Source organism: Mesorhizobium sp. M0659 (genome assembly GCF_040320605.1).
Classification (GTDB): Bacteria; Pseudomonadota; Alphaproteobacteria; order Rhizobiales; family Rhizobiaceae; genus Mesorhizobium.
Genome location: NZ_JAMYPY010000001.1, coordinates 197,715 through 218,625, shown reverse-complemented (window position 1 = coordinate 218,625; position 20,911 = coordinate 197,715). Strand labels below are relative to the sequence as shown.

The following is a 20,911-nucleotide window of genomic DNA, read 5'->3' as shown; positions in this document are numbered from 1 at the left end:
ATGGCCGATATCGTCTTTCGCAATGTCAGCAAGCGTTACGGCACGACGCTCGCCGTCGACGACGCCTCGTTCACCGTCAATGACAACGAATTCTTCTGCTTCTTCGGGCCGCCGCTGGCGGGCAAATCGACAATCCTGCGCCTCGTGCTCGGGCTGGAGACGCCTGACGCCGGAGAGATCCTGATCGGCGGCAAACCGGTCAACACCGTCTCGCCGGCCGAGCGCAATGTCGCCATGGTGTTCCAGAACCTGGCGCTGTTCCCCCATATGAGCGCGCGCGAAAATGTGCGTTTCCCGCTGGTCGAGCGCAAGGTCGCCGAGGCCCAGATCGAAACGCGTGTCGCCGACGTCGCCGCCAAGCTGCATATCGGCCACATCCTTCACAAGCCGCCGGCGCAGCTTTCCGGTGGCGAGCGGCAACGCGTGGCGATAGCCCGCGCCCTGGTGCGCGACCCGAACGCCTATCTGATGGACGACCCGATCTCTGCGCTCGATGCGCGGCTGCGCGAGGAAACGCGCGTCGAGCTCAAGCGCATCCAGCGCGAACTCGGCAAGACGCTGATCTACGTCACCCATGACCAGGAAGAGGCGATGTCGATCGCCGACCGCATCGCGATTCTGGAGAATGGCAGGATCCGACAGATCGGCGCCCCGTCCGAGATCTACGACCGCCCGGCGAACACCTATGTGGCGCGACTGCTTGGTTCGCCGATGATGAACATCCTCAAATCCGTTCGCGGCGAAGATGGCCTCGAGGCCGCCGAAGGCACGGTCAGCATCGACGATCGCGCTGCTCCGGCCGACGCGATCGAAATCGGGCTCAGGCCGGAGGACATCAAGGTCCGGCCCTGGGTCGAAGGGGGCGCTGGCCGCCCGGCGCGCGTATTCGAGGTCGAGCCGCTTGGCGGCTACACGGTGGTAACGCTCGCCGCCGGAGAGGCGCGGCTGAAGGCGCTGCTGCGCGGCCAGCCCGACATCAGGCCGGATGCGGTGGTAGCGATATCCTGCGAGCCGGCCCGGGTGCATTATTTCGGGCAGGACGGAGGCGCGTTGGCGAGATGATCGCGGCTGCGAAAACAGAATTTCGGGAGGAAGACATGGCGAGCGAAGGCATCGAGCCGGACGTGAAGGTCCGCACGAAAGAATACCGTATCGGCTGCATCGGCGCTGGCATGATCATGGCCGAGTGCCATCTGGCAGCCTATCGCGAAGCGGAGTTCAACGTGGTGGCGATCGCCTCGCGCACCCGTTCCAATGCGCAGAAGGTCGCCACGCGTTGGGACATCCCGACCGTGCACGACACGCCGGAACAGCTGATCGAGGATTCTGAGGTCGAGATCGTCGACCTTGCCTTTCCGCCCGACCAGCAGCCGGCGCTGATCCGCCATGCGCTGAAGCAGCCTCACATCAAGGCGATCCTGGCGCAGAAGCCACTGGCGCTGTCGGTCGATGAAGCCGTGAAGCTGCGCGACGAGGCAGCCAAGTCCGGCAAGATCCTCTCGGTCAACCAGAACATGCGCTACGACCAGTCGATGCGCGTTCTGAAGCAGATCATCGACAGCGGCGCGCTGGGCGACATCGTCTTCGCGCAGATCGACATGCATGCGATCCCGCACTGGCAGACTTTCCTTCAGGACTACGACCGGCTGACGCTCGCCAATATGAGCGTGCATCATCTCGACGTGCTGCGCTTTCTGTTCGGCGATCCCTCGGAAATCACCACGCTGACACGCAAGGACCCGCGCACGACATTCGAGCATAGCGACGGCATCACCGTCTCGACGCTGCGCTTTCCCTCCGGCGTGCTCGCCGTGTCGCTGGAGGATGTCTGGTCCGGACCGCGCCAGGAGGGCTATCTGGACGACCAGCACATCAACTGGCGCGTCGACGGCACCAAGGGTGTCGCCAAAGGCACGATCGGCTGGCCGAAAGGCGCTGCCTCGACGCTGACCTATGCCTCGACCGAGACGACCGGCGGCGAATGGGTCAGCCCGAGCTGGGACACGATGTGGTTCCCGCATGCCTTCATCGGCGTGATGGAGCAATTGCAGCATGCGGTGAAGACAGGCGCGCCGCCGGCGCTCTCCGTCGCCGACAACGTCAAGACAATGGCACTGGTCGAGGCCGGCTATCGCTCGATCCACGAGGGCCGCACCGTCAAGCTTTCCGAAATCTCGATAAAATCAGCCAACTGAATCGCTTACAGGGAGGAATTCACATCATGATGCAGGCAGGTATTTTCACGGGCTATTTCCCGTACGGCCTCGAAGAGACGGCAAAGAAGATCCGCGGGCTCGGTTTCAACACGGTGCAGCTCGACCTGCATTTTAGGGATATCGATCTGTCGGCCGGGCAGATCACTGAGGAAAAGGCCAAGCAGGTGCGCGACGTCTTCCGCGACAACAACCTGCCGATCTGCTGCGTGTCGGGCTACACCAACATCATCCATCCCGACAAATCCGAGCGCGACAAGCGCGTCGGCTATCTCAAGGAGATCATCCGCAACGCCCGCAGCTTCGGCTCGCCCTACGTGATCTCCGAGACCGGTACCTACAACACCGAATCCGACTGGGTGCATCACCCGAAGAACAAGACCGAGGAAGGATTCGAGGAATGCCGCAAGGTGATCGCCGAGCTTGCCCAGACCGCCTATGACCATGGCGCGGTCTTCCTCCTCGAGACCTACGTCAACAACGTCGTTGGCTCGGTCGAGGAGACGGTGAAGATGTTCGTCCACGTCGACCATCCCGGCCTCGGCCTGCTGATGGATCCGACCAACTATTTCGAAACCCACAACATCGACAGGATGGACCAGATCCTGAACCAGGTGTTCGATACGCTGACCGACAAGATCAAGATCGCGCATGCCAAGGACGTCAAGCGTTCGGGCAGCGACAAGTCGGAAAAGCATGCCGACATCGGCGACGAGGATGCGATGGAGAGCCACACCTTCCGCGGCGTCGGCGAGATCGAGCTGCCGGCGCCCGGGCTGGGATCGCTGAATTACGATCTCTATCTGCAGCGGCTGGCGGAAAAGCACCCAAACATCCCGGTCATCATCGAGCATCTCTCGGAAGACGACGTGCCGCGCGCGAAGAGATTCCTCGACGGGAAGTTCCGCGCCAACGGCCTGTGAGCGCCGGTTGCGCCGCCGGCGCATGGCGGCGCAACTCCAACCAAGGGAGGAATGAATGTTGAAATTCGCATTGAAAGTGGCTGCCGCGGCAACGCTGGTGGCCGGGGTCTCCTTGAGCCTGCCGGCATTCGCGCAGGACGGCCAGAAGACCTTCTATCTGCTGTCGCATGGTGGCCCTTCGGACGCGTTCTGGATCGACTGGAATGCCGGCGCGACCAAGGCCTGCGACCAGCTCAAGGTGACCTGCAAGATCTCGTTCAGCGGCGGCGACATGGCGGCGCAGAAGGAGGCTTTCAACTCGGCGCTCGCCGCCAAGCCGGACGGCATCGCTACCACCTCGGCTCAGCCCGGCCTGTGGACGGAGGAGGTGAAGGCCGCCAAGGCCGCCGGCATACCGATCGTGTTCTTCAACACCGATGATCCGGCGACCGGGCGGCAGGCCTATGTCGGGGCCGACCTCAGGGAAGCGGGCGTCGTCTGGGCCAAGTATCTCGTCGACCACAAGATGGTGAAGCAGGGCGACAAGGTGTTCCTGCCGGTCGAAGTGCCGGGCGCCAGCTACCAGCAGCTCGAGACCGAGGGCATCGCCAGCGTCTTCGATCCGCTCGGCATCAAGTACGACGTGGTCGATTGCGGCACCGACCCGGCCGGCATCATCGCCAAGATGACCGACTACATGGTCGCCAACAATCCGCCGGCAATCATTGCACTCGGCGATTCCGTGGCAGCAAGCATCAAACGCGTCTTCGACGGGGCCGGTGTGTCGGCCGGCAAGGTCCCGGTCGTCGGCTGGGGCAACTCAAAGGAGACGGCCGAGGCGGTCAAGTCCGGCTTAGTCAATGCTGCGGCCTGGCAGTACCCGTCGGCGCAGGGCTTCATGCCGGTGGCGCTGCTCGGGCTTGCGGCCTCTGGCGAGCCGATCGGCTACGACATTCACACATTCAGCCTCTACGACGCCTCGAGCGTCGAGCCGATCCTGAAACTCTACAACAAGTGACGACAATCAGCGCCCGCCCCGAAATGGCGGGCGCCGGACGAAACGCATGGTCCTGACAGATATGGCAATCACAGCAGACGACGACACGCAGCGAGCGAAGGGCAGGTCTGCGCTGCTGCGTTCGCCGCAATTCTCCTCGCTCATCATCCTCATCGTGCTGCTCGTGGTATTCGCCATCGCCGACGGCAACTTCCTGTCGCCGCTCAACATATCCAACATGATGGCGTTCCTGCCCGAGCTCGGCATCATCGCTCTCGGCATGACGCTGCTGCTGACGGCGGGCGAGTTCGATCTGTCGGTCGGCGCCGTGTTCGGCCTTGCGCCCGTCGTGGTGATGCTGCTGGTGCAGAATGGCGGTATCGACATCGGCGTCGCCCTCCTGGCCGGGCTTGTGCTGTGCATCGCGATCGGCGCCATCAACGGGCTGATCGTCACCAAGATCGGCATTTCCTCCTTCCTGGTCACGCTGTCGATGCTGCTCGTCGTGCGCGGCGCGGCGCTCTACATCACGCAGGGATTCCCCCTGAAGTCGTGGGACCAGCCCGGCTTCTTCGTCACGCTGCTTGCCGGCAGCTTCAATGTAGGCTCGTTCCGGTTCTACACCTCGCTCTGGTGGTTCATCGGCCTGTCGCTGCTGGCGATTTACATCCTGCGCTACGCCAAGCTCGGCAACTGGATCAGCGCCATCGGCAGCAACCGCAACGCAGCGGTGGCGCGCGGCGTGCCGGCCGACGCGGTCAAGATCTGGCTGTTCATCCTGACCTCGGTGGTGGCCGGGCTGGCCGGCATGATCAGCGCGTTCCGGATTTCGGCCGCCTCGCCGGTGGCCGGCACCGGCTACGAACTCGAAGTGATCGCCATGGTGGTGGTCGGCGGCACGGCGCTCACCGGCGGGCGCGGCACCATCCTCGGCACCATCGTCGGCGCCCTGATGCTGCGCGCCATCCGCAACGGCATCGTGCTGATCGGTGTGCCGGGCTTGGCATACAACATCTTCGTCGGCGTCATCATCCTCGCCATGCTCATCCTGCACGCTTTGCTGCAGAAGAACGCCGCAAGGAGCTGAGGATGGAAGTGCTGCGTCTGCAAGACCTGCAAAAGTCCTTCGGCAACGTGCGTGCGCTGAAGAACGCCTCGTTCACCCTCAACGAAGGCGAGGTGGTTGCCCTGCTTGGCGACAATGGCGCCGGCAAGTCGACGCTGATCAAAGCGATCTCCGGCGTCTTCCCGGCCGACCACGGCGACATCTTCGTGCGCGGCGAGAAGGCGTCGATCCGCTCGACGCGCGACGCGATGGACCTCGGCATCGAGACTATCCATCAGGACACATCGCTCGCGCCGGACCTCAGCATCGCGCGCAATCTTTTCTTGGGTCGGGAGCCGGTCAATTTCGGCTGGCTCGGCGTGTTCGCGCCCCTCGACCTCGCCAAGCTTCGCAACGCCGCCTCGGCGCTGCTGAAGCGGGTCGGCATTTCGAAAAAGCTCGATGCCGATGCACTGGTTAGCACGCTCTCGGGCGGTGAGCGGCAATCGATCGCGATCTCGCGCGCCATGCAGTTCGCCGCCAAGGTGATCATACTCGACGAGCCGACCAACAATCTTGGAGTCGAGGAAACCCACGGCGTGCTGCGCTTCGTCAAGGAGGTGCGCGACGCCGGCCACTCGGTGCTGCTCATCACCCACAACATCCACCACGTGTTCCAGGTCGCCGACCGCATCATCGTCATGCGCCGCGGCGAAATCGTCGCGGAACAGACGGTCGCCGACACCGACCTGTTGACGGTGGAAAGCATCATCACCGGCGCCGACATGTCGGCCTTGCTCAAGGAGGCGAGGGCAAAGTGAAGGACGTCGCATGGTAGAGCTTTACGGCAAGACGCTGTCGCGAAGGCAGGTGGCCGAGCGGTCCGGCATGCTGTCGCAGTTTGCCGGCGTGCGGCTGATGACGCTCGGCGACGGCGTGGAGCGCGGCATCCGGATGCTCGAGTTCCGCACCGGCTCCGGCCTGCGCTTCACGGCGCTGGTCGACCGGGCGCTCGATATCGCCGATTGCGACTTCCGGGGCCAGGCGATCGGCTGGCATTCGCCGAGTGGCTTTCGCCACCCCGGACTGCACGAGCATGAAGGGGAGGACGGTTTCGCCTTTGGCCGGTCGTTCTCGGGGCTGCTCGTCACCTGCGGCCTCGATCATATACTGGGCCGGCAAGACGTGCCGGCCCAAAGCTACAATTATCCCGGGCGCAAGCGGGTGTTGCACTCGCTGCATGGCCGCATCGGCACCGTGCCGGCGCGGCTGACCGGCTACGGCGAGGCCTGGGACGGCGACCGTTGCGTGCTGTGGGCGGAAGGCATCGTCCAGCAGGCAACCGTGTTCGGCGAGGATCTCCATTTGCTGCGCCGCATCGAGGCCGATGTCGGCGGAAGCGAGATCCGGCTGTCGGACCGCGTCGTCAATCATGGTTTCAGCCGCACGCCGCACATGTATTTCTATCACGTCAATGTCAGCCATCCCTTGCTCGACGAGGGTTCGCGCTACCTGGCGCCAATCCGGGATGTCGTCTGGGCGGCGCACGCCGGCGATCGTTACGAGGCGCAGAAGGTCGGCTACCGAACCGTGCCGGCGCCGCAGCTGGGATTCAGCGAGCAGGTCTGGGAGCACGAGCTTGGCGCCGATGCGGCGGGCGAGGTGCCGGTGGCCGTCGTCAATGACCACCTGGGCCTCGGCTTCGAGGTCGTTACCCGCAAGGATCAGCTGCCCTGCACGTATCAGTGGCAGAACTTCCAGGCCGGCCTATATGCGTTGGGAATCGAACCCTCGACGCATCATGTTCTGGGCAATCTCGCCGCGCGGGAACGGGGCGAGATGATCTGGCTGGACCATGGCGAAAGCCGCTCCTATGACGCCGTGTTCCGGGTGCTCGACGGTGCCGGCCAGATCGCCCAAGCGGAAGCGAGGATAGCTTCGATCGCCCGGCAGCCGCAACAGGATTACCCTGTGCCGTCGGGCGCTTTTGCGAGACTGCAGGTGTGACCGGCTTGAAACACACCATCGTATGCCGCGGCGGGCGGGAAGTGCGCCGGAATACGGAAGCAGGCGCGGCCCGGCCGGCCCCAGGCGGCCCTCGCGGAGCGCAGGCAGGAAAGCGGAGATGATGATGACGGCAAGCAGGAAGCGTGACTACAGCCTGGTCGGTGAAAGCACCAAGCGCGCCATCGAGACCGGATTGGCTTCGGCCGAATGGTATCACACCGATGTCCCGCGCAAGGCGATCAAGGAGTTGATGCAACGCTCCGACGGGCCGGCGATCCGCGACACGATCATCTGGGTCGCGGCGATCCTGGTGTCGGCCGCCGGCATCGTATGGTTCTGGGGCACGTGGTGGGTGGTGCCGTTCCTGTTAGTCTATGGCGTGCTTTACGGCTCGTCGAGCGACTCGCGCTGGCACGAATGCGGCCACGGCACCGCGTTCCGGACGCGCTGGATGAACGATGTCGTCTACCAGATCTCAAGCTTCATGCTGATGCGCAACCCCGTGCAATGGCGCTGGAGCCATGCCCGCCATCACACCGATACCATCATCGTCGGCCGCGATGCCGAAATCGCGGTAATGCGGCCGCCAAATCTGATCAAGGCGGCGCTGGCCTTCACCGGTATTCTCGATTTCCGCTATTCGCTGCCGACGCTGGTGCGCCAGGCGTTCGGCAAGCTGTCCGATGAAGAGAAGAGCTATATCCCCGAGATGGAGCAGCACAAGGCGGTGATCGCTGCGCGCTGGCATGTCGCCATCTATGCGGCGACAGTCGGGCTGGCGTTGTTCACGTGGTCACTGCTGCCGCTGGTGCTGATCGGCCTGCCGCGCCTCTATGGCAGCTGGCACATGGTGCTGACAGGGTTGCTGCAGCATATCGGCCTGGCCGACAATGTCGTCGACCACCGGCTGAACACGCGCACCGTCTACATGAACCCGGTCAGCCGCTTCATCTACTGGAACATGAATTACCATGTCGAACACCATATGTTCCCGATGGTGCCCTATCATGCGCTGCCAAGACTGCACGAGCTGATCAAGCGCGACCTGCCGGTGCCGAACCCGTCCATGTGGCATGCCTATCGCGAGGTCTGGCCGGTGCTGCTTCGACAGCTGAAATATGAGGATTTTTATCTCGAGCGGAAATTGCCGCCGACAGCCAGACCCTATCGCAGCGAATTTCACCAGGTGGATATGTCGGCGGCCGCTGAATAGCGATAGCGAATTTTGCCGGAGCCGGAGATGGCTGACTGGATGAAGCGTGCGCGGTGGACGACATCTCGAAAGAGGATGTCATCTGCTTCGATCCTCGCGGCCGCAGCTTCGCGGTTTGCCGCTCGCCCAATGACGAGTTCTTCGCCACCGACGGATATTGTACGCATGAGAAGGCGCATCCGGCCGAAGGGCTGGTGATCGACGACGTCATCGAATGCCTTGAAGCATATTGGCCGCTTCAATTGCGGCCGGCCAAGGCCAAGGCGCGCCGGGTCTGCGTCAATCTCGCGATCTATCCGGTGAGAATCGAGGCCGGCAAGGTGATGCTCCAGATCTGACGCTTGGTAACCGGTCCAGCACCGCGTTTAGCAAAGCAGAGTGACGTTTTCATAGCCGAAAGAGACGGACCGTGGCCGATCTGCGCCATGAAGGCTAAGCCAGCTGACCATGCTGCGCGTGCTGGTCATTGACGTGGCCGAGGGGCGCCGAGCGGGCAGGGGTCGATCGTCTCGGTACCGCTGGAGCTGTGCTGAACCCTATATCGCGATGCGGCCCCCAGCCTGTTCACCGTGCGGGCTAGAATTTCTTCGAGATCGGCACCGCCGGCGGTTTTCTTAGTTGGGCTTTCCGCCTCTGATCGACGAGGTCCTGATTCACTGCTGCTTCTGCTGATCAGCTTTGAGGTGCTGATTGTGCGGTTTGATCTGGCAGCGTTGATACTGGGCGCCACCGCGATCGAAGCGGATGGACAGCGCCTACCGCAGCGGCAAAACGACCGCTGAGCAAGATCAGTGTGAGGGAAGGAGATGGAATTTATTGGTGCGCAGCAAGCGCGGCAAAGCTGCGCAGCTGATCGTGGCTGGAAAGCGTCGCTACAAAGGCGGTGCGTTTGTCAGTTTGGAAGCCGACACGCGTCCGGCAGGCGACGGCGATCTCGCTGGCTGACTGCGGCGCGGGATTATTGTTGAACGACGGCAGGAAGTAGGCTCGGTCCGCCGTGCGTCCAGGACTCGCGTTCGAGTGGATTATGGTTCGGGGTGACGATAGCCGATCTGCGCAGCCCCGAACCTCCAGCGCTTTCCGCATGTTGGGCAGGGGTAGAATTGTCACTTTCACGCTCGATCTGCTCCGCGTGTGCGTCAGGATGATGCTACACTCAAACTCTCGAAGGTTCATGATCCTCTTCGGTAGCGACGGATTCATGCCGTAAGCGAGCCGCCCCGGGAAACTGATTTCAATTCCTTCGCAGCCGCGGTCAACGAGGCGCGGTCATTCCCGGCGGCTTTGATGAGCTCCATCACCTGCTCAGGCGTGATGCCGTTCTGCTGGGCAAAATGCTCGACTTCGTTGCGTTCGTTGGACGAGACCCGGTTCTTGTGGCGAAAATCACGCTCGGTTTTATTGTCCGTCATCATCTTCTCCTTTCAACCTCAATTCGCCGGCCCCAACCGCCCGCTGGAGCAAAAGTTCCGAAACCGCCGTACGCGAAGGCCCATCGAGCCTCGCTAGGGCTGCTGTGAGTAGAAGTAAGCTCCAGCTGGCGAAAGCTGGGGAGCTTGTCCAATGCCGGGGTGGGCTCGGCGCACGCCGTGGCATCGCTCCGGCGACTTTCACCACCCGCCCAGAACACGGGTGGGAGCAGCCTCGGAATGTTTGCCCGACCGCCAGGCAATGAAGATGGAACTACGCGACACCGAGTTCCTCGTCCTGTGGCATCAGCAGACGCTCTCGTGGATGTCTTACCCGGCATTCTCGCCCGAATGATCGAAGTGGATGGCGAGGCCAAAGGCGAGCGCTCGCTCGGCGATCATATTGACAAGATGGCTTTCGCCGATCGACAGCGCCGGAAGGGCCTCTTTCAACGCCTCGAGAGCATGCCGTGTCGACAAAAGACCCCGCCGCTTGCGGCTGCTCACATATTGATCGATCAGGGAATCCAGTGGCATCTGCCTGCCTCCGCTTCGGACAGGATCTCGTAGCGTGGCTGCGGAGCGACAGCATTCACATTGGTTAAGAGACGGCGGCGAACGCCATCATGCATGCCGCCAACAGACGGCGGTGGGGCTGATTTACGCCGGGTTGGAGCGCTATCCTAGGGTAAGCATGGCGCGACCGTCGCGCCGGGTTCGGACATTTCGATGCTACTGCTCCGGTACCGCGGAGGTTTGTGGATGGTTGCGTGCCGCCTCGGCGATTTCCGGAATGAACTTCGTCGCGGTGCAGCTTCGGTTTACATTGGCGCGGGCGGTAAATACCTCTTGCCCGCAGACTTGCGAAGCGAGCGCGATCGGCACATGCACCGCCAGTGGCAACTCGGTCTCAGCCACTCCTAGATGTCTTGCAACCTGTTGCTTCACCTCCGGCCGGCCGAGCGAGACGTCAACGCCGACATCATCCTTGGCGGTCGGCGACGATCCTTGCGCCGGCAGACGATCGTGCTTGCCTGTTTGCGATGAGTCGCCGGATTGTTGAGCCGGCTGACTTGTCTGCGCAGATGCCTGGGCGCCCAAAATCAGCGAGGCCCCCAGCCCCAAAAAAGCCCGGAGCCCCAAAGACACAATCCGAAGTCCGAATGTGCTCATTGTCATGTTCCTCACCGTGGGTTCAAACTTGGCGCCGCTCAGAGGTCGGTGTTGCTTCGGCCTCTTTCGAAGACAGGGATGTCTTCCTCGTCCTCATCATTGTCACCGGTTGGTATGTCCTCGGCGTAGCTGCGGGTCAGTTCCTCGGTTTCGCTTAAGCCGTCCATCGTCTCATTGGCGCCTGCCCCTTCATCATGACGACCGGTAATTTCGCTGCGGGGCCTTGCGCCGAGCGGCTGGTCGACATCGTCGGCTCCCACGAAACCTGGCTCCGCGCCGTGCCTGTCTTCGTGGCCCACGGGGCTGTCCAACACGGCGGCATCCTCCGGGCGAATGGGTTCATCATTGGCGAAGTCACTTCGTCTCGAATGCGAGGTCTCGTTTTGCTTTGGCATGTCAGGTCTCCTGTTCGTTTGGCAACTTCGACGACGCTGGTGCTTGCACGCCGGACTACCTGAGCGACGCACCTTTAGAGTTCCTGCATCGACCACCGCTTAAAGGTTGCAGCGTCCCTGAGCGCGGAGGCAGTGTTGGCCACAGACTCCACAGCGCCGCGAAGAACCAACGTCGTGGCCAGATCCACTCAGCCCTGAGAACCGCTCTTGCTCAGTTGCTGGGCATGTTTGAAATGCTGCCGGATCACCGGCGCGGTCTTTTTCGCATGGGCCGCCAGATGTTTTGCCTGACCGTTTTCTGCATAGGAGGTCATCAGCGTCAGGGCTTCCTGGTGCGCTGCCACCTGGGTGTCGATATAGGCGTTATCGAACGCCCCGCTGCTGTCGTTGCTCAACGCTTCCAATTGGGCAGCATGCTTGCTTGTCATCTCCGGCGCCACTGCGACGTCGTCCTTCTTTGCCGCCGCAATGAGCCGCTTGGAAGAGGTCGTGTGGTCCTTGATCATCATGCGAGCGAATTCCTTCACTCGTGATGTCTTCGATTTCCGCAGTGCCAATTCACTCGACTGGATCTCGAACATATCTGAGCTCGCAGCTGCTTTGACAAATTCCTGCGGGGACGTCATCGCGGTCTGAGCCATTGCCCCCGGGCTGATGAGACCGATGGCGATCGCAGCTAAAAGCGCTTTGACGAAATGCATGTGGTGCTCCTGCAATATTGCTTAACTGGCCCAACACGGCCGAGCTGCCGTTGTTCCCCTTTTGGTGACAATAAATACGGGGCGGCAGGCGTGGACCCCGGATGGCTCCGGCTCAGGGCTTTGATCATAGATCCGGCCGTAGCCAAGACCGGTGACTGCGCGGAGCTCAGCGCGGCCGTCGGCTTGGTGGGCAGCACGTTGTGCGACATTCAAATCTCCTAAAGAAATCGTCGGCCATCGTCGCGATGCGTCACTATCGGGTCCGTAAATGCCCAAAAATGTCCCATCCTTTGAAGGGCAACAAGGAGGCGTACTATGGCAAGAATTTTTGAAATTCTTATGGGCAGTCTGACTGCCGGATCTGTTCTCGCAATTCTTTGCATGCCAGCGACAGCAGCTGGAATTAAATGTCGGAGGCGTCGGCGGGTATCCGTCGGCAGCGGAGGCGCCAGCGCTAATGTGGGCGGCAACAGCGGCGCTACGGCTAGCGTGTCCCTAGGCGGTTCTGGGGCAAATGCCGCAGCCTCCGTCGGCGACACTGGCGGAGCGACTGCTTCCATCGGAACCGGCAGCGCCAATGTCGGTGTCGTCACCGGGGTTGGTACCGACGTAAATGTCGGCGTTGGAACCAATCCAGCCGCCAACCCCAGCAACCCGACCGCTTCGAGCAACCCGAATCTGGCTAGCGTTGTCGGCGATATGTCGAACGCCCAGGTCACTCGGATGAAGAAGCGCTGCGTCGAAGTGCTTAGCAACGAAGACACCTATGATCGTGACCTGCGCCGGCTCTGCCTGCTGATCTCGCGCCGCTAACCAGCGACCCCTTTCCGACCTGTCGGGGCTGTCGACATGACACTCTCCAGTTCCGACAGTGGAAGCCCGCCCGCCGAAAGGTTGGGCGGGCTTTTACAGTCAGCGTCCTTCCATCCGCAGCAGACAATCGCGCTTGGCATCAGCGACCTGGCCGAGCAAGCGATGGAAGACCGCGCGGACAAGCTGGGCATATCCTGCGCAGAGGAAGTCGGCAGCGTGTACGCGGCGATTCTCGGTGCTATCGTGCACCGCGATGCCGCTTGGCTGACTGACCGAGGCCGCGCTATATCGCGCCCGGCGGGCGTATTCAGTTCAGCGAGCCTCTGCCGGGGGGAAGCCAAGACCATCTTTCACTTGCTCGACAAGGCCGGACTTGAAGGCAAGGTGTCGAAGCGCAAGGACAGCAAATACCGTCGACCAACTGGCTGAAGGCCAAGTGCTTTGCGAACGACGAGTTCGATCTGCTCGGCGTCGAGCGTGAAGCGGGCAAGCCGGCGTTCGCTGAGGATGACACAAATCGCCGTGCCTAAGAAAGATCAGGAGCGCGCCACCTACGCCTGGATGTACGGCGCCCAAGGATGGCAAGGAGCGTGAGGTGCCATTATTGGCAGGAACATGCCGACGGGTGGCTGCAGGGTTTTGACGGTGTGCCGATGGCTGGTTTTGGAAAGACCAAGACCGTCAACGACGAGATGGAAGCCGAGGTCGACGAAGCCGCCGTCGAGCGCCCCGACGAATAGCCATTTGGCGTATGAATCTGTACGGTCGTTTTTGATTGGAGAAGGCTTTCGTTGGGCCTATAAAGATTGCGTTTACCATTGCCTTTTTAGGGAGAATGCGATGGTTGCAACGCCCATAGATATCGCTCAAGCGGCCACTGCGACTACGGCCACCTTGCTGAAGTGGCAGAAGTCCATGGAGGAACGCGCCACGTTTCGCCAGAACATGGATCAATCGCGCAGGGCGATCCAAGCCTCACGCGATCTGCTGAAGCGCCTTCGTCAACGTCATCGCGACGACGATAGCGGCGCGGATGCGCTAAAGGATTAGCCGCCAGGGCAGATGTGAGACGGAGGTCCGGGAACGGATTGGGGCCACGTGCGGCACCTAATGTCGCGATGGTGATGGCCGATGATGTGCTTGAACAGGAGATTGCCCATCTCCTGCATTGCCGTCATATCCGGGTAAGCCGCTAAAACGGAGCCTTCACCACCGACGCTGCCGAGCAGCGGGATCAACACGAAGCTGTCATCCCGAAACTTGCTTATGGTGGTGATCGTGAAATCGTAGTCGGGATAGGCCTCATCAAGCAGGGCGCTGATCTCGGCGAGGAATTCAGGCGTCTCGAACTGTGCGCCGATCGGCGGCACCACAATCATGTCTTTGCATACTTGCATCTCGCGCCTTCCCAAGCCGTCTCATCGTGAGCGGCTGTTCCGCCAAGGTCAAATCACGTCTTCCCTGCCGATGATCTGGAGTCAGCAAAGTTATTCACACGTCGACAAGATGGTTAGAATTGTCGCGGTTCGGTTAAGACCTCGATCATGAGGCGTGGCGCATCGTGTTGTTGGGTCTACATATTGCCTTCCTGACCCTACCCGGTAGCTCAAGCCCGTTGCCGTAATTGGCAACGGGTTTTTTTACGTCTTCATCTGGCACAGTTGATCTAATTGTATGGAACCGCGACGACAACCAAGCAATTCTGCCTTAAGCGGTCGATTCCTCGGATGTAGCCGTGCCTACGAAAACCCGCTGTTGCGCGCGCGGCGGGGTTTCTTGGCATCAAGACGCTACCCCGCCCTCAGGCCCGTTGCTTAATTGCGGCGGCCTTTACAGGTCCGGCGCCGCTGCTGAATAGGTGGAGTCACGAGACCCGGAAAGGGCAACACGTTGCCGCCCGTCCCCCGCCGGCGGCGCAGTTCAATCTCGCGATAGACGAGGATGCCCATCACCATTTCCGCGCTGGCGATTTCCGATCTCGATGGCAACGACTTGAGCAATTGGTGCAGTTGTCGCGTTTCCATGGTCGCAATGTGGGCGGCAATGGCTTCGATGCTATCGCCCAAATTCGCCAGTAACCCTGCGGACATCTGCATCGCGCTACTCTACAGCCGGGAAAACGTGTTGAGATGCAGACGCGTCCTTTGGCCTTCTGCAAAGGCCAAAGCATAGGATTCGAGCTTGAATGATCGGGTGAGTTCCTGGTCTTCCTCGACCACGCGAACAAACCACTCGCCACAGGCTTCGCCAACTTCGACACAAGGGCGTGCTTTGCGAATTGGAATGATGTCAGCCAGGGCGTTGCCTCCCAGCAATCAGGCCAAACGGGATTGTAACGTCGTAAGCGGTCTTCAACAAGAAGAGTTTGGGCAGCAATACGAAACTGAGGTGTGGGCCACAAATGGCCGGCGCCATGGGTTGGGGAACCTGGGTGGGCACCGGCCAAGAGCGGACAGGTCCGCCGCGATGCATACATCGTCGATTGGTGCCGCGGTGGTAATGGTGTGATCGCGGAAGCTACGCTTTAGCCTTAGCCGCCGGCCTTGCCTTGCCCGTTACAGTTGCCGTGGGCTGCGGTGCCTTCCTACCCAGACCGATCGACTTCGCCATGGCAGACCGTGAGGCCGCATAGTTGGGAGCGACCATCGGATAAGTGGATGGCAAGTTCCACTTTGTTCGATACGCGTCAGGAGTGAGACCGAAATCCACGCGCAGATGTCGCCGAAGGGTTTTGAACCGCTTACCATCTTCAAGACAGATGATGTAATCGGGAAATACTGACTTCTTTGGATTTACCGCAGGCACTAGTTCTTCGGTCGCGGCAGCCACGCGATGGCCAATCCCAGACAGCGACGCGTGCACTGAGGCTATCAGGTCCGCCAAACCCGCGACCGGCACGGGATTGTTGCTGACGTACGCCGATACCACATCCCCCGTGAGTTCTACCAGTTCAGGGGCGTGGTCGGGGGCGTCGGTCATGGTGTGAGTCCTCGAATTTGAGAACGATCTATTATAGCTGCTGCCGCAGCTGCGCAACTCGAGGCCCGATGATGGGCCGCTTCCCTCGTAAGCACCAATCCTGTTGAGCCTGTGTTTGCCGATGGAGGAAAGCACCATCCGAAGCAGTGCCAGACTTATCACAGGTTAAGTCGGTCCGGTGTTTATGATATAAGGTCGGGCATCATTCGCGTTCTGCTGGCCGCGGATGACTGAGAGACCATAGCGCTCCCGCCCAAACGGAGAGCCGACATGCTTTATCAAAGCCCATTAACCGCCAAGTTCCATCGTGCCTTCACCCTCACGTCAGGTGAGCGTCAAGCTCTCGACGCGGTAAGAATAAGGATCGTTGCGATTGGCGCAAACCAGAACTTGGTTCGGGAAGGCGACCAGCCGTCCCGGTGCATAATGGTCCTGGCTGGCTTAGCCAGCACCTCGAAGGTAACAGGAGACGGGAAGCGTCAGGTCACTGCTTATCATGTGCCTGGCGACATGCCCGATCTGTTGAGCCTGCACCTCGATCTGTTGGATAGCGACGTTCGAACGGTGAGCGCTTGCAGTGTTGGCTTCATAGATCACTCGGCTATCCGGCTGCTCTGCGAACGCCACCCCAGGCTGGCGGCAAATCTTTGGCGAACGACACTGGTTGATGCATCGATTTTCCGCGAATGGGTGGTCAATGTCGGGAAGCGCCAAGCGCTTGGCCGAGTGGCCCACCTTCTCTGTGAAATCATGCTACGTATGGAAGACGCCGGACTCGCGTCTGATCAAACCTGCGCTTTTGCTGTGACTCAAGCTGACCTTGGCGAGGCGACAGGGCTGTCGGCAGTCCACATCAACCGCACGCTCAAGTCTCTTCGGGAGAAGCGCCTTACATCACTTGTGAATGGCCAATTGACCATCCATGATTGGGAAGGACTGGCCTTTCTTGCTGAGTTCCGGCACGATTACCTGCACTCAGCAAGGACCAATAAAACGGCCGAGTTCATGTCAATGCACTGATTGCTCCAGGGGAAAATCGCCAGAAATGCGGATTGGCTCCAAGGGTAGCCGGACCACTTGTTGGCCTTCGCTGACCATCAGCGGTGCGATCGCCCCCCAAACATGTTTTGCCATGGTGGCGCGGCGGAAATGATCAGCAGGTTGGTACCAAGCCTGTCTGGCTTGCTTCTTCTTGATGCGGCAGGCGGGGGCGCCTTGCCCCAGGCCAAACGCAGGCCCCAAGCGAACCCGGCCTCACTTGGTGCAACGCTCCTTTTACCGCGCGGTCAATGCTTTGATGGCGCGTCGAAGCGTTAGCGCAAGGGGTTCACTTGCGCGCAGAGTGCATTCGAATGCTTACCGGCCCACACGGGCGTTGACTATCCGTATAGCCGTCTGGGTCGTGGAGGTTAACTGGGACGGGACACCTGCTCTCCTTGCCAGCCTTCGGGACGTTTCCTCGCAGCGTGCGCAGGAGGAACGTCGACGTCAATCCCAGAAGCTCGAAGCAATTGGCCGCCTCGCAGCCGGCATAGTTCACGATATCAACAATCTGATAGCAGCGTTCGACTCGGGCCTGCGGCTCCTGCAAAAGCAACTCGCCGAAAATCCCGGCGATCCGAAATCAGCCATCCTGATCGAAGAACTGCTCAGGCGAACACAGAACGGCGGGGCACTTACGCAGGAATTGCTTGCGTTCTCTCGGCGCCAGTCGCTTACGCCCGAAAGCACTGATCTGAACGGACGGATCGAACAGCTTTCGATGCTGCTGGGACGAACGCTCGGGATTGGAATCAGAATTGAACGCAACTTGGACGCGGCGCTTGGCCCTGTTCTGGTGGTCGACCCAGCTCGATGTCGCCATGCTCAATCTGGCGGTGAACGCCAAGGACGCCATGGCCGGCGTGGGAACGCTCACAATCGAGACTAGCGATGTCCCGGACGACATCGACGATGTGCATTCACTGTCGGGTTCGTGCGTTCGTATGACCGTGCGCGATACCGGTTGCGGCATGAACAAGGAGATTCTGGCGCAGTTCTTCGAGCCGTTCTTCACCACCAAACCCGATGGACGCGGGACCGGACTTGGACTTAGCCAGGTTTATGGCTTCGTCAAACAATCCGGTGGGCACATTCGGATCGAGAGCGAAGCTGGTGAAGGGACAAGCGTCCATCTTTTTCTGCCGCGTGTGCAGAAGCAGTAACCAGGCTCTGCCGGTATCGTCTTTGCATTGGGTATCGCGGAAGTGACGTGGCCAGTCCGCCAAAGCAATCCCGTAGAGCGACATAATGGGTGGTTAGCGGCCGCTTTAGAGATAGGGTGCAGAGGGTACACGGGCTTTTCCCCTTTATCCTTTTTTCTCCCGGCCGCGCCACCGTCTATTATCGGCGGCTAGGCCGCTATCACCTTCTGAGCGGGTTAGCGATGGAGTGCCTTGGACGGTGAAAACGATTCCGGCATCCTCAAACGCTTTGCGGATGGCGGCGATGTTGTGGGGACGCGGTTTCCTGTATCCGTTCTCAAAAGCGCTGATCACCATCTCGCTAAGATTGGCCTTGGCGGCAAGTCGCACACGCGGCCAGTTCAATAGGGCTCGTGCTGCTCTGACTTGATCTGCTGAGAGTACGGTTCGGCTGTCCATAGCCAGTCGAACATTTAGTATCGCTAAACTGTTCCTCTTGACCTTCTGCGATTTCTAACGGTGTGAGGCCGGCCTGTCGCAAGCCGTCATCGATTGTAGCTGCAACCTTTCGGACGGTTGTTACCTCGGCTCCAACAAGACGTGCTGCCTGCATTCTTGCTTGGAGATCAGCCAAGCGGGCAACCAGGGCTTGCGTCCTCTCGAGTTCAGGGTTCGTCATGTTCATTGTCCAGCTGAGTGGCAATTTGAATTTGTCCGGCTGAGTAGCGTTTGAATGCACACACTCGCCACCCAAGGGTGGCGAGCGTGGGTTCGTTCGAAATCTCAGTCGTAAACTTTCACGATCTTGCGGGTGCCCGGATCGACCAGGACCGTGCGGTTGTCGACCACCACGTAACGGTATTTGACGTTCGGGACCTCGTGGATCTCCACAGTTTCCGGCAGAGCTGTCCCGACGTTCAATTCCACGCCGGGAAGGTTCACCGAAGCTAAGGGCTGCTTCTTGACATACTCACGGATGACCGTGTCCTGTTCCGGCTGGATGATAATGTCGTCAGCGGCGGCGGAGCCGATCCCCGCCAAGAGCAACATGGCTGCGGCGGTGTTCACAAAGTGCATCTTCATATCTTCTCTCCTGCAAGGACCGGCACACGACGATCATCGTCCCGCACTGCCCGGCAACCAACTTTGAACCGGGGTAAACGTTCCCGCCTACGCACCTTTGTCTAATCCGATTGGTCTAAAGTCCGACCGTACAACGCAATGGTCTTACCTTTGGACTAGGCGGAACGGATTAGGGCTTCAGGTTGTTGGTTCTCCACAACGGGAGAGAACAAATGGATCAAAGTGTTGGCCAGGCGCGATGGTTGCTCGCACCGATTTTTGCAACAGCCGTTACCTTTCTGGTAATGGCGGTCGTCCTTAGCTGACATGTCTTGGATCGGCGCAGCCAGGTCCCTTCCTGCGCTGATAGGATTCGCGAGTTGCTTGAGCGGCTGGCGAATCCTCTATTTTACCGTGCGCTGGGCCTGCTCCTTCAGCAGGCGGGGCGCTTCGTTCAGCTCATGTAAGTTGGGAGGTTTACTATGCATCGGCGATCCTTTTTGACAGCGATGTTTGGCGTTGCAGGGGCAGCAGCCTTTGCAAGCGCGGTCCGGCCTATCAACGCATTGGCCGGTGTTCCAGCGGCCAAAAGCGGCATTCTCGAAGAACTCGACGCGCCAGACGCCTTCGACAACGAAGGTACTCACGCGGAAGTGGAGCCGGTCAACCATCGGCGCTACTACGACCAAGATTACGACCCAGACTACGACCCAGATTACTACCACCGGCGCCGCCGCCGCCGGCGGGGCTGGAGAAGAGTCTGCCGTAGTTACTGGCGACACGGGCGCCGTCGGGTCCGGTGCTATCGCCGACGGGGTCCTTCGGTCGTCTTGCGATTTTAGCTAGTCGGCTGCTTCTGCCCATGGCCCGTTCCGGCTGACGTGCTGAGAACGGGCCGGTACGATTCCTTTTTCGTGGCAAACGCAATCCATCTGAGGGCACTCATCAGCAGGGCCGATGGACCTGACTTACAGCTTGGTGGTGCCGCTGTGTGTGGTGCGCCAGGAGCGGTCTGACGATCCCTCTGTGCAGCGCTTCGGCTGCCGCCAGCCTGGGAAAGCTTTTCGGAACGTTTGGTTCTGGCCGTTAGGCCACGGGGCCAAGCTCAGCCATCAGGACACCCCGCAAGCGATGAGCAGCGGGGCCTGGTAAGGCCCGGCGACCTCCTTTTGACATACGGGGAGAAACCAAGAAGGGCGCCGAGCCTTACCGGCGCTGCTTTGAGGGAGACGACGCCGGACGAGATGAGAGTAGGCGATCATGCTAATTTCTGCGAACCATGCGAATGAGGGAAAGCCGTGTGCGATTCTTCGCTATCCAGCCACGAACCTCTGCCTTTCGGACATGGCGGTCCGTCGCTCGATCGATGATGAAGAACGCCTGATGTAGCTGCTCGACTTCGTAGAGCCCGACCCGGATCTCGAACCCTGTCTGGCGGGTGGCATCGAAGTCACCGGGACCGATGACAGGGAAGGCGACGACGATGGCGAAGCGGACGACGAGCGCGAAGCCAACGATGCCGATTATGGCTTCATAGAGGGAGGGCAAGGCCTATAATTGTCCGGTCGAGAATGAATAGCCCGCTGCCTCACGGTGGCTGGCTTCAGTTTTTGTGTGGCACGATGTAGCGACTGCTCACCGCACCCGCCCCTGTGCCCCGCGTGACGACAATCGTGCTATACCCGGCTGGAACGGAACCTGTAGCGGAGGGGTCGATCGAACTGCATCGCCCGACGATCTCCCCGTTGGGAGCGCCCTCGAGCCTCACGGCTAACGCCAACTGGCATGTGTCAAGGGATCCGAACATGGCCGGTGATGT

The 20,911-nt window shown here is 60.6% G+C and carries 26 protein-coding genes and 1 pseudogene; 16 read left to right on the top strand and 11 right to left on the bottom strand.

What is annotated here, in order from left to right:
• The 10 genes and pseudogenes from NKI31_RS01155 to NKI31_RS01110 all read left to right on the top strand — a co-directional run bounded on the left by NKI31_RS01155 (position 1) and on the right by NKI31_RS01110 (position 9,322).
• Positions 1-1,062, top strand: coding sequence for an ABC transporter ATP-binding protein (locus NKI31_RS01155; protein WP_352650098.1), 1,062 nt, complete (start codon positions 1-3; stop codon positions 1,060-1,062).
• Between the two features lie 35 nt (positions 1,063-1,097).
• The gene (locus NKI31_RS01150; RefSeq protein ID WP_352650096.1) at positions 1,098-2,195 is read left to right on the top strand and encodes a Gfo/Idh/MocA family protein; all 1,098 of its coding nucleotides are present in this window, start codon (positions 1,098-1,100) and stop codon (positions 2,193-2,195) included.
• Between the two features lie 26 nt (positions 2,196-2,221).
• Entirely contained in the window at positions 2,222-3,136 is a 915-nt protein-coding gene (locus NKI31_RS01145; protein WP_352650094.1) for a sugar phosphate isomerase/epimerase family protein, read from the top strand.
• 55 nt (positions 3,137-3,191) lie between these two features.
• Positions 3,192-4,133, top strand: a complete 942-nt coding sequence (locus NKI31_RS01140; protein WP_352650092.1) for a sugar ABC transporter substrate-binding protein — start codon at positions 3,192-3,194, stop codon at positions 4,131-4,133.
• A 61-nt stretch (positions 4,134-4,194) separates the two neighbouring features.
• Positions 4,195-5,199, top strand: a complete 1,005-nt coding sequence (locus NKI31_RS01135; RefSeq protein ID WP_050586906.1) for an ABC transporter permease — start codon at positions 4,195-4,197, stop codon at positions 5,197-5,199.
• The gene (locus tag NKI31_RS01130) at positions 5,196-5,978 is read left to right on the top strand and encodes an ATP-binding cassette domain-containing protein (protein WP_196814833.1); all 783 of its coding nucleotides are present in this window, start codon (positions 5,196-5,198) and stop codon (positions 5,976-5,978) included. The genes NKI31_RS01135 and NKI31_RS01130 overlap by 4 nt, the downstream gene beginning before the upstream one ends.
• A gap of 10 nt (positions 5,979-5,988) precedes the next feature.
• Positions 5,989-7,164 carry an aldose 1-epimerase family protein gene (locus NKI31_RS01125; RefSeq protein ID WP_352518862.1) on the top strand — a complete coding sequence of 392 codons (1,176 nt, stop codon included), beginning with the start codon at positions 5,989-5,991 and terminating at the stop codon, positions 7,162-7,164.
• Positions 7,165-7,288: 124 nt separating this feature from the next.
• Positions 7,289-8,377 (top strand): fatty acid desaturase family protein, encoded by a 1,089-nt coding sequence (locus tag NKI31_RS01120; RefSeq protein ID WP_502899089.1) that lies wholly within the window; start codon positions 7,289-7,291, stop codon positions 8,375-8,377.
• A gap of 27 nt (positions 8,378-8,404) precedes the next feature.
• Positions 8,405-8,715, top strand: a pseudogene (locus NKI31_RS01115) (Rieske 2Fe-2S domain-containing protein).
• 406 nt (positions 8,716-9,121) lie between these two features.
• Positions 9,122-9,322, top strand: a complete 201-nt coding sequence (locus NKI31_RS01110; protein ID WP_156929821.1) for a hypothetical protein — start codon at positions 9,122-9,124, stop codon at positions 9,320-9,322.
• Positions 9,323-9,576: 254 nt separating this feature from the next.
• Here the strand turns inward: NKI31_RS01110 and NKI31_RS01105 are convergent, their stop codons facing one another.
• From NKI31_RS01105 to NKI31_RS01085, 5 genes are all read right to left on the bottom strand, one after another.
• Positions 9,577-9,792, bottom strand: coding sequence for a DUF3606 domain-containing protein (locus NKI31_RS01105; RefSeq protein ID WP_352518861.1), 216 nt, complete (start codon positions 9,790-9,792; stop codon positions 9,577-9,579).
• 324 nt (positions 9,793-10,116) lie between these two features.
• Positions 10,117-10,323 (bottom strand): hypothetical protein, encoded by a 207-nt coding sequence (locus NKI31_RS01100; RefSeq protein WP_352518860.1) that lies wholly within the window; start codon positions 10,321-10,323, stop codon positions 10,117-10,119.
• Between the two features lie 195 nt (positions 10,324-10,518).
• Positions 10,519-10,959 carry a hypothetical protein gene (locus tag NKI31_RS01095; protein WP_023749387.1) on the bottom strand — a complete coding sequence of 147 codons (441 nt, stop codon included), beginning with the start codon at positions 10,957-10,959 and terminating at the stop codon, positions 10,519-10,521.
• Positions 10,960-10,997: 38 nt separating this feature from the next.
• Positions 10,998-11,354, bottom strand: coding sequence for a hypothetical protein (locus tag NKI31_RS01090; protein ID WP_023743177.1), 357 nt, complete (start codon positions 11,352-11,354; stop codon positions 10,998-11,000).
• Positions 11,355-11,542: 188 nt separating this feature from the next.
• The gene (locus NKI31_RS01085; protein WP_352518859.1) at positions 11,543-12,055 is read right to left on the bottom strand and encodes a DUF4142 domain-containing protein; all 513 of its coding nucleotides are present in this window, start codon (positions 12,053-12,055) and stop codon (positions 11,543-11,545) included.
• Positions 12,056-12,370: 315 nt separating this feature from the next.
• Between NKI31_RS01085 and NKI31_RS01080 the strand changes: the two genes are divergently transcribed.
• The 4 genes from NKI31_RS01080 (at position 12,371) to NKI31_RS01065 (ending at position 13,918) form a co-directional block, all read left to right on the top strand.
• Positions 12,371-12,868: a hypothetical protein gene (locus NKI31_RS01080; RefSeq protein ID WP_352650088.1), complete on the top strand. Its 498-nt coding sequence runs from the start codon at positions 12,371-12,373 to the stop codon at positions 12,866-12,868.
• Positions 12,869-12,904: 36 nt separating this feature from the next.
• Positions 12,905-13,297 carry a hypothetical protein gene (locus NKI31_RS01075; protein WP_352518857.1) on the top strand — a complete coding sequence of 131 codons (393 nt, stop codon included), beginning with the start codon at positions 12,905-12,907 and terminating at the stop codon, positions 13,295-13,297.
• Positions 13,298-13,458: 161 nt separating this feature from the next.
• Positions 13,459-13,608 (top strand): hypothetical protein, encoded by a 150-nt coding sequence (locus NKI31_RS01070; protein WP_023834193.1) that lies wholly within the window; start codon positions 13,459-13,461, stop codon positions 13,606-13,608.
• 100 nt (positions 13,609-13,708) lie between these two features.
• Positions 13,709-13,918 carry a hypothetical protein gene (locus tag NKI31_RS01065; protein ID WP_023708908.1) on the top strand — a complete coding sequence of 70 codons (210 nt, stop codon included), beginning with the start codon at positions 13,709-13,711 and terminating at the stop codon, positions 13,916-13,918.
• Here the strand turns inward: NKI31_RS01065 and NKI31_RS01060 are convergent.
• The 3 genes from NKI31_RS01060 to NKI31_RS01050 all read right to left on the bottom strand — a co-directional run bounded on the left by NKI31_RS01060 (position 13,915) and on the right by NKI31_RS01050 (position 15,847).
• Positions 13,915-14,265 (bottom strand): hypothetical protein, encoded by a 351-nt coding sequence (locus NKI31_RS01060; protein WP_156934016.1) that lies wholly within the window; start codon positions 14,263-14,265, stop codon positions 13,915-13,917. The genes NKI31_RS01065 and NKI31_RS01060 overlap by 4 nt on opposite strands.
• A gap of 417 nt (positions 14,266-14,682) precedes the next feature.
• Positions 14,683-14,964, bottom strand: a complete 282-nt coding sequence (locus tag NKI31_RS01055) for a hypothetical protein (RefSeq protein ID WP_352518856.1) — start codon at positions 14,962-14,964, stop codon at positions 14,683-14,685.
• Positions 14,965-15,385: 421 nt separating this feature from the next.
• Complete coding sequence (locus tag NKI31_RS01050) at positions 15,386-15,847, bottom strand: Ros/MucR family transcriptional regulator (RefSeq protein WP_352518855.1); 462 nt, start codon at positions 15,845-15,847, stop codon at positions 15,386-15,388.
• A 270-nt stretch (positions 15,848-16,117) separates the two neighbouring features.
• On the opposite strand from NKI31_RS01050, the gene NKI31_RS01045 reads away from it, so the two are divergent.
• Positions 16,118-16,867, top strand: coding sequence for a Crp/Fnr family transcriptional regulator (locus tag NKI31_RS01045; RefSeq protein WP_023708903.1), 750 nt, complete (start codon positions 16,118-16,120; stop codon positions 16,865-16,867).
• An 803-nt stretch (positions 16,868-17,670) separates the two neighbouring features.
• Complete coding sequence (locus tag NKI31_RS01040; RefSeq protein WP_352518854.1) at positions 17,671-18,051, top strand: ATP-binding protein; 381 nt, start codon at positions 17,671-17,673, stop codon at positions 18,049-18,051.
• Between the two features lie 144 nt (positions 18,052-18,195).
• Here NKI31_RS01040 and NKI31_RS01035 read toward each other — a convergent pair whose 3' ends face one another.
• From NKI31_RS01035 to NKI31_RS01025, 3 genes are all read right to left on the bottom strand, one after another.
• The gene (locus NKI31_RS01035) at positions 18,196-18,489 is read right to left on the bottom strand and encodes a helix-turn-helix domain-containing protein (protein WP_084566257.1); all 294 of its coding nucleotides are present in this window, start codon (positions 18,487-18,489) and stop codon (positions 18,196-18,198) included.
• 324 nt (positions 18,490-18,813) lie between these two features.
• A complete protein-coding gene (locus NKI31_RS01030) occupies positions 18,814-19,113 on the bottom strand; it encodes a DUF1236 domain-containing protein (protein WP_023669226.1) in 300 nt (99 codons plus the stop codon).
• Between the two features lie 1,242 nt (positions 19,114-20,355).
• A complete protein-coding gene (locus tag NKI31_RS01025) occupies positions 20,356-20,640 on the bottom strand; it encodes a hypothetical protein (protein ID WP_352650083.1) in 285 nt (94 codons plus the stop codon).
• Between the last annotated feature and the right edge of the window lie 271 nt (positions 20,641-20,911).

Coding starts and splice junctions, on each gene's coding strand:
- NKI31_RS01135 (WP_050586906.1), top strand. CDS start 4,195: ATGGCAATCACAGCAGACGACGACACGCAGCGAGCGAAGGGCAGGTCT.
- NKI31_RS01150 (WP_352650096.1), top strand. CDS start 1,098: ATGGCGAGCGAAGGCATCGAGCCGGACGTGAAGGTCCGCACGAAAGAA.
- NKI31_RS01055 (WP_352518856.1), bottom strand. CDS start 14,964: ATGCAGATGTCCGCAGGGTTACTGGCGAATTTGGGCGATAGCATCGAA.
- NKI31_RS01075 (WP_352518857.1), top strand. CDS start 12,905: ATGACACTCTCCAGTTCCGACAGTGGAAGCCCGCCCGCCGAAAGGTTG.
- NKI31_RS01105 (WP_352518861.1), bottom strand. CDS start 9,792: ATGATGACGGACAATAAAACCGAGCGTGATTTTCGCCACAAGAACCGG.
- NKI31_RS01125 (WP_352518862.1), top strand. CDS start 5,989: ATGGTAGAGCTTTACGGCAAGACGCTGTCGCGAAGGCAGGTGGCCGAG.
- NKI31_RS01095 (WP_023749387.1), bottom strand. CDS start 10,959: ATGAGCACATTCGGACTTCGGATTGTGTCTTTGGGGCTCCGGGCTTTT.
- NKI31_RS01100 (WP_352518860.1), bottom strand. CDS start 10,323: ATGCCACTGGATTCCCTGATCGATCAATATGTGAGCAGCCGCAAGCGG.
- NKI31_RS01140 (WP_352650092.1), top strand. CDS start 3,192: ATGTTGAAATTCGCATTGAAAGTGGCTGCCGCGGCAACGCTGGTGGCC.
- NKI31_RS01060 (WP_156934016.1), bottom strand. CDS start 14,265: ATGCAAGTATGCAAAGACATGATTGTGGTGCCGCCGATCGGCGCACAG.
- NKI31_RS01065 (WP_023708908.1), top strand. CDS start 13,709: ATGGTTGCAACGCCCATAGATATCGCTCAAGCGGCCACTGCGACTACG.
- NKI31_RS01045 (WP_023708903.1), top strand. CDS start 16,118: ATGCTTTATCAAAGCCCATTAACCGCCAAGTTCCATCGTGCCTTCACC.
- NKI31_RS01030 (WP_023669226.1), bottom strand. CDS start 19,113: ATGAAGATGCACTTTGTGAACACCGCCGCAGCCATGTTGCTCTTGGCG.
- NKI31_RS01155 (WP_352650098.1), top strand. CDS start 1: ATGGCCGATATCGTCTTTCGCAATGTCAGCAAGCGTTACGGCACGACG.
- NKI31_RS01090 (WP_023743177.1), bottom strand. CDS start 11,354: ATGCCAAAGCAAAACGAGACCTCGCATTCGAGACGAAGTGACTTCGCC.
- NKI31_RS01145 (WP_352650094.1), top strand. CDS start 2,222: ATGATGCAGGCAGGTATTTTCACGGGCTATTTCCCGTACGGCCTCGAA.
- NKI31_RS01050 (WP_352518855.1), bottom strand. CDS start 15,847: ATGACCGACGCCCCCGACCACGCCCCTGAACTGGTAGAACTCACGGGG.
- NKI31_RS01110 (WP_156929821.1), top strand. CDS start 9,122: ATGGACAGCGCCTACCGCAGCGGCAAAACGACCGCTGAGCAAGATCAG.
- NKI31_RS01085 (WP_352518859.1), bottom strand. CDS start 12,055: ATGCATTTCGTCAAAGCGCTTTTAGCTGCGATCGCCATCGGTCTCATC.
- NKI31_RS01035 (WP_084566257.1), bottom strand. CDS start 18,489: ATGGACAGCCGAACCGTACTCTCAGCAGATCAAGTCAGAGCAGCACGA.
- NKI31_RS01120 (WP_502899089.1), top strand. CDS start 7,289: ATGACGGCAAGCAGGAAGCGTGACTACAGCCTGGTCGGTGAAAGCACC.
- NKI31_RS01080 (WP_352650088.1), top strand. CDS start 12,371: ATGGCAAGAATTTTTGAAATTCTTATGGGCAGTCTGACTGCCGGATCT.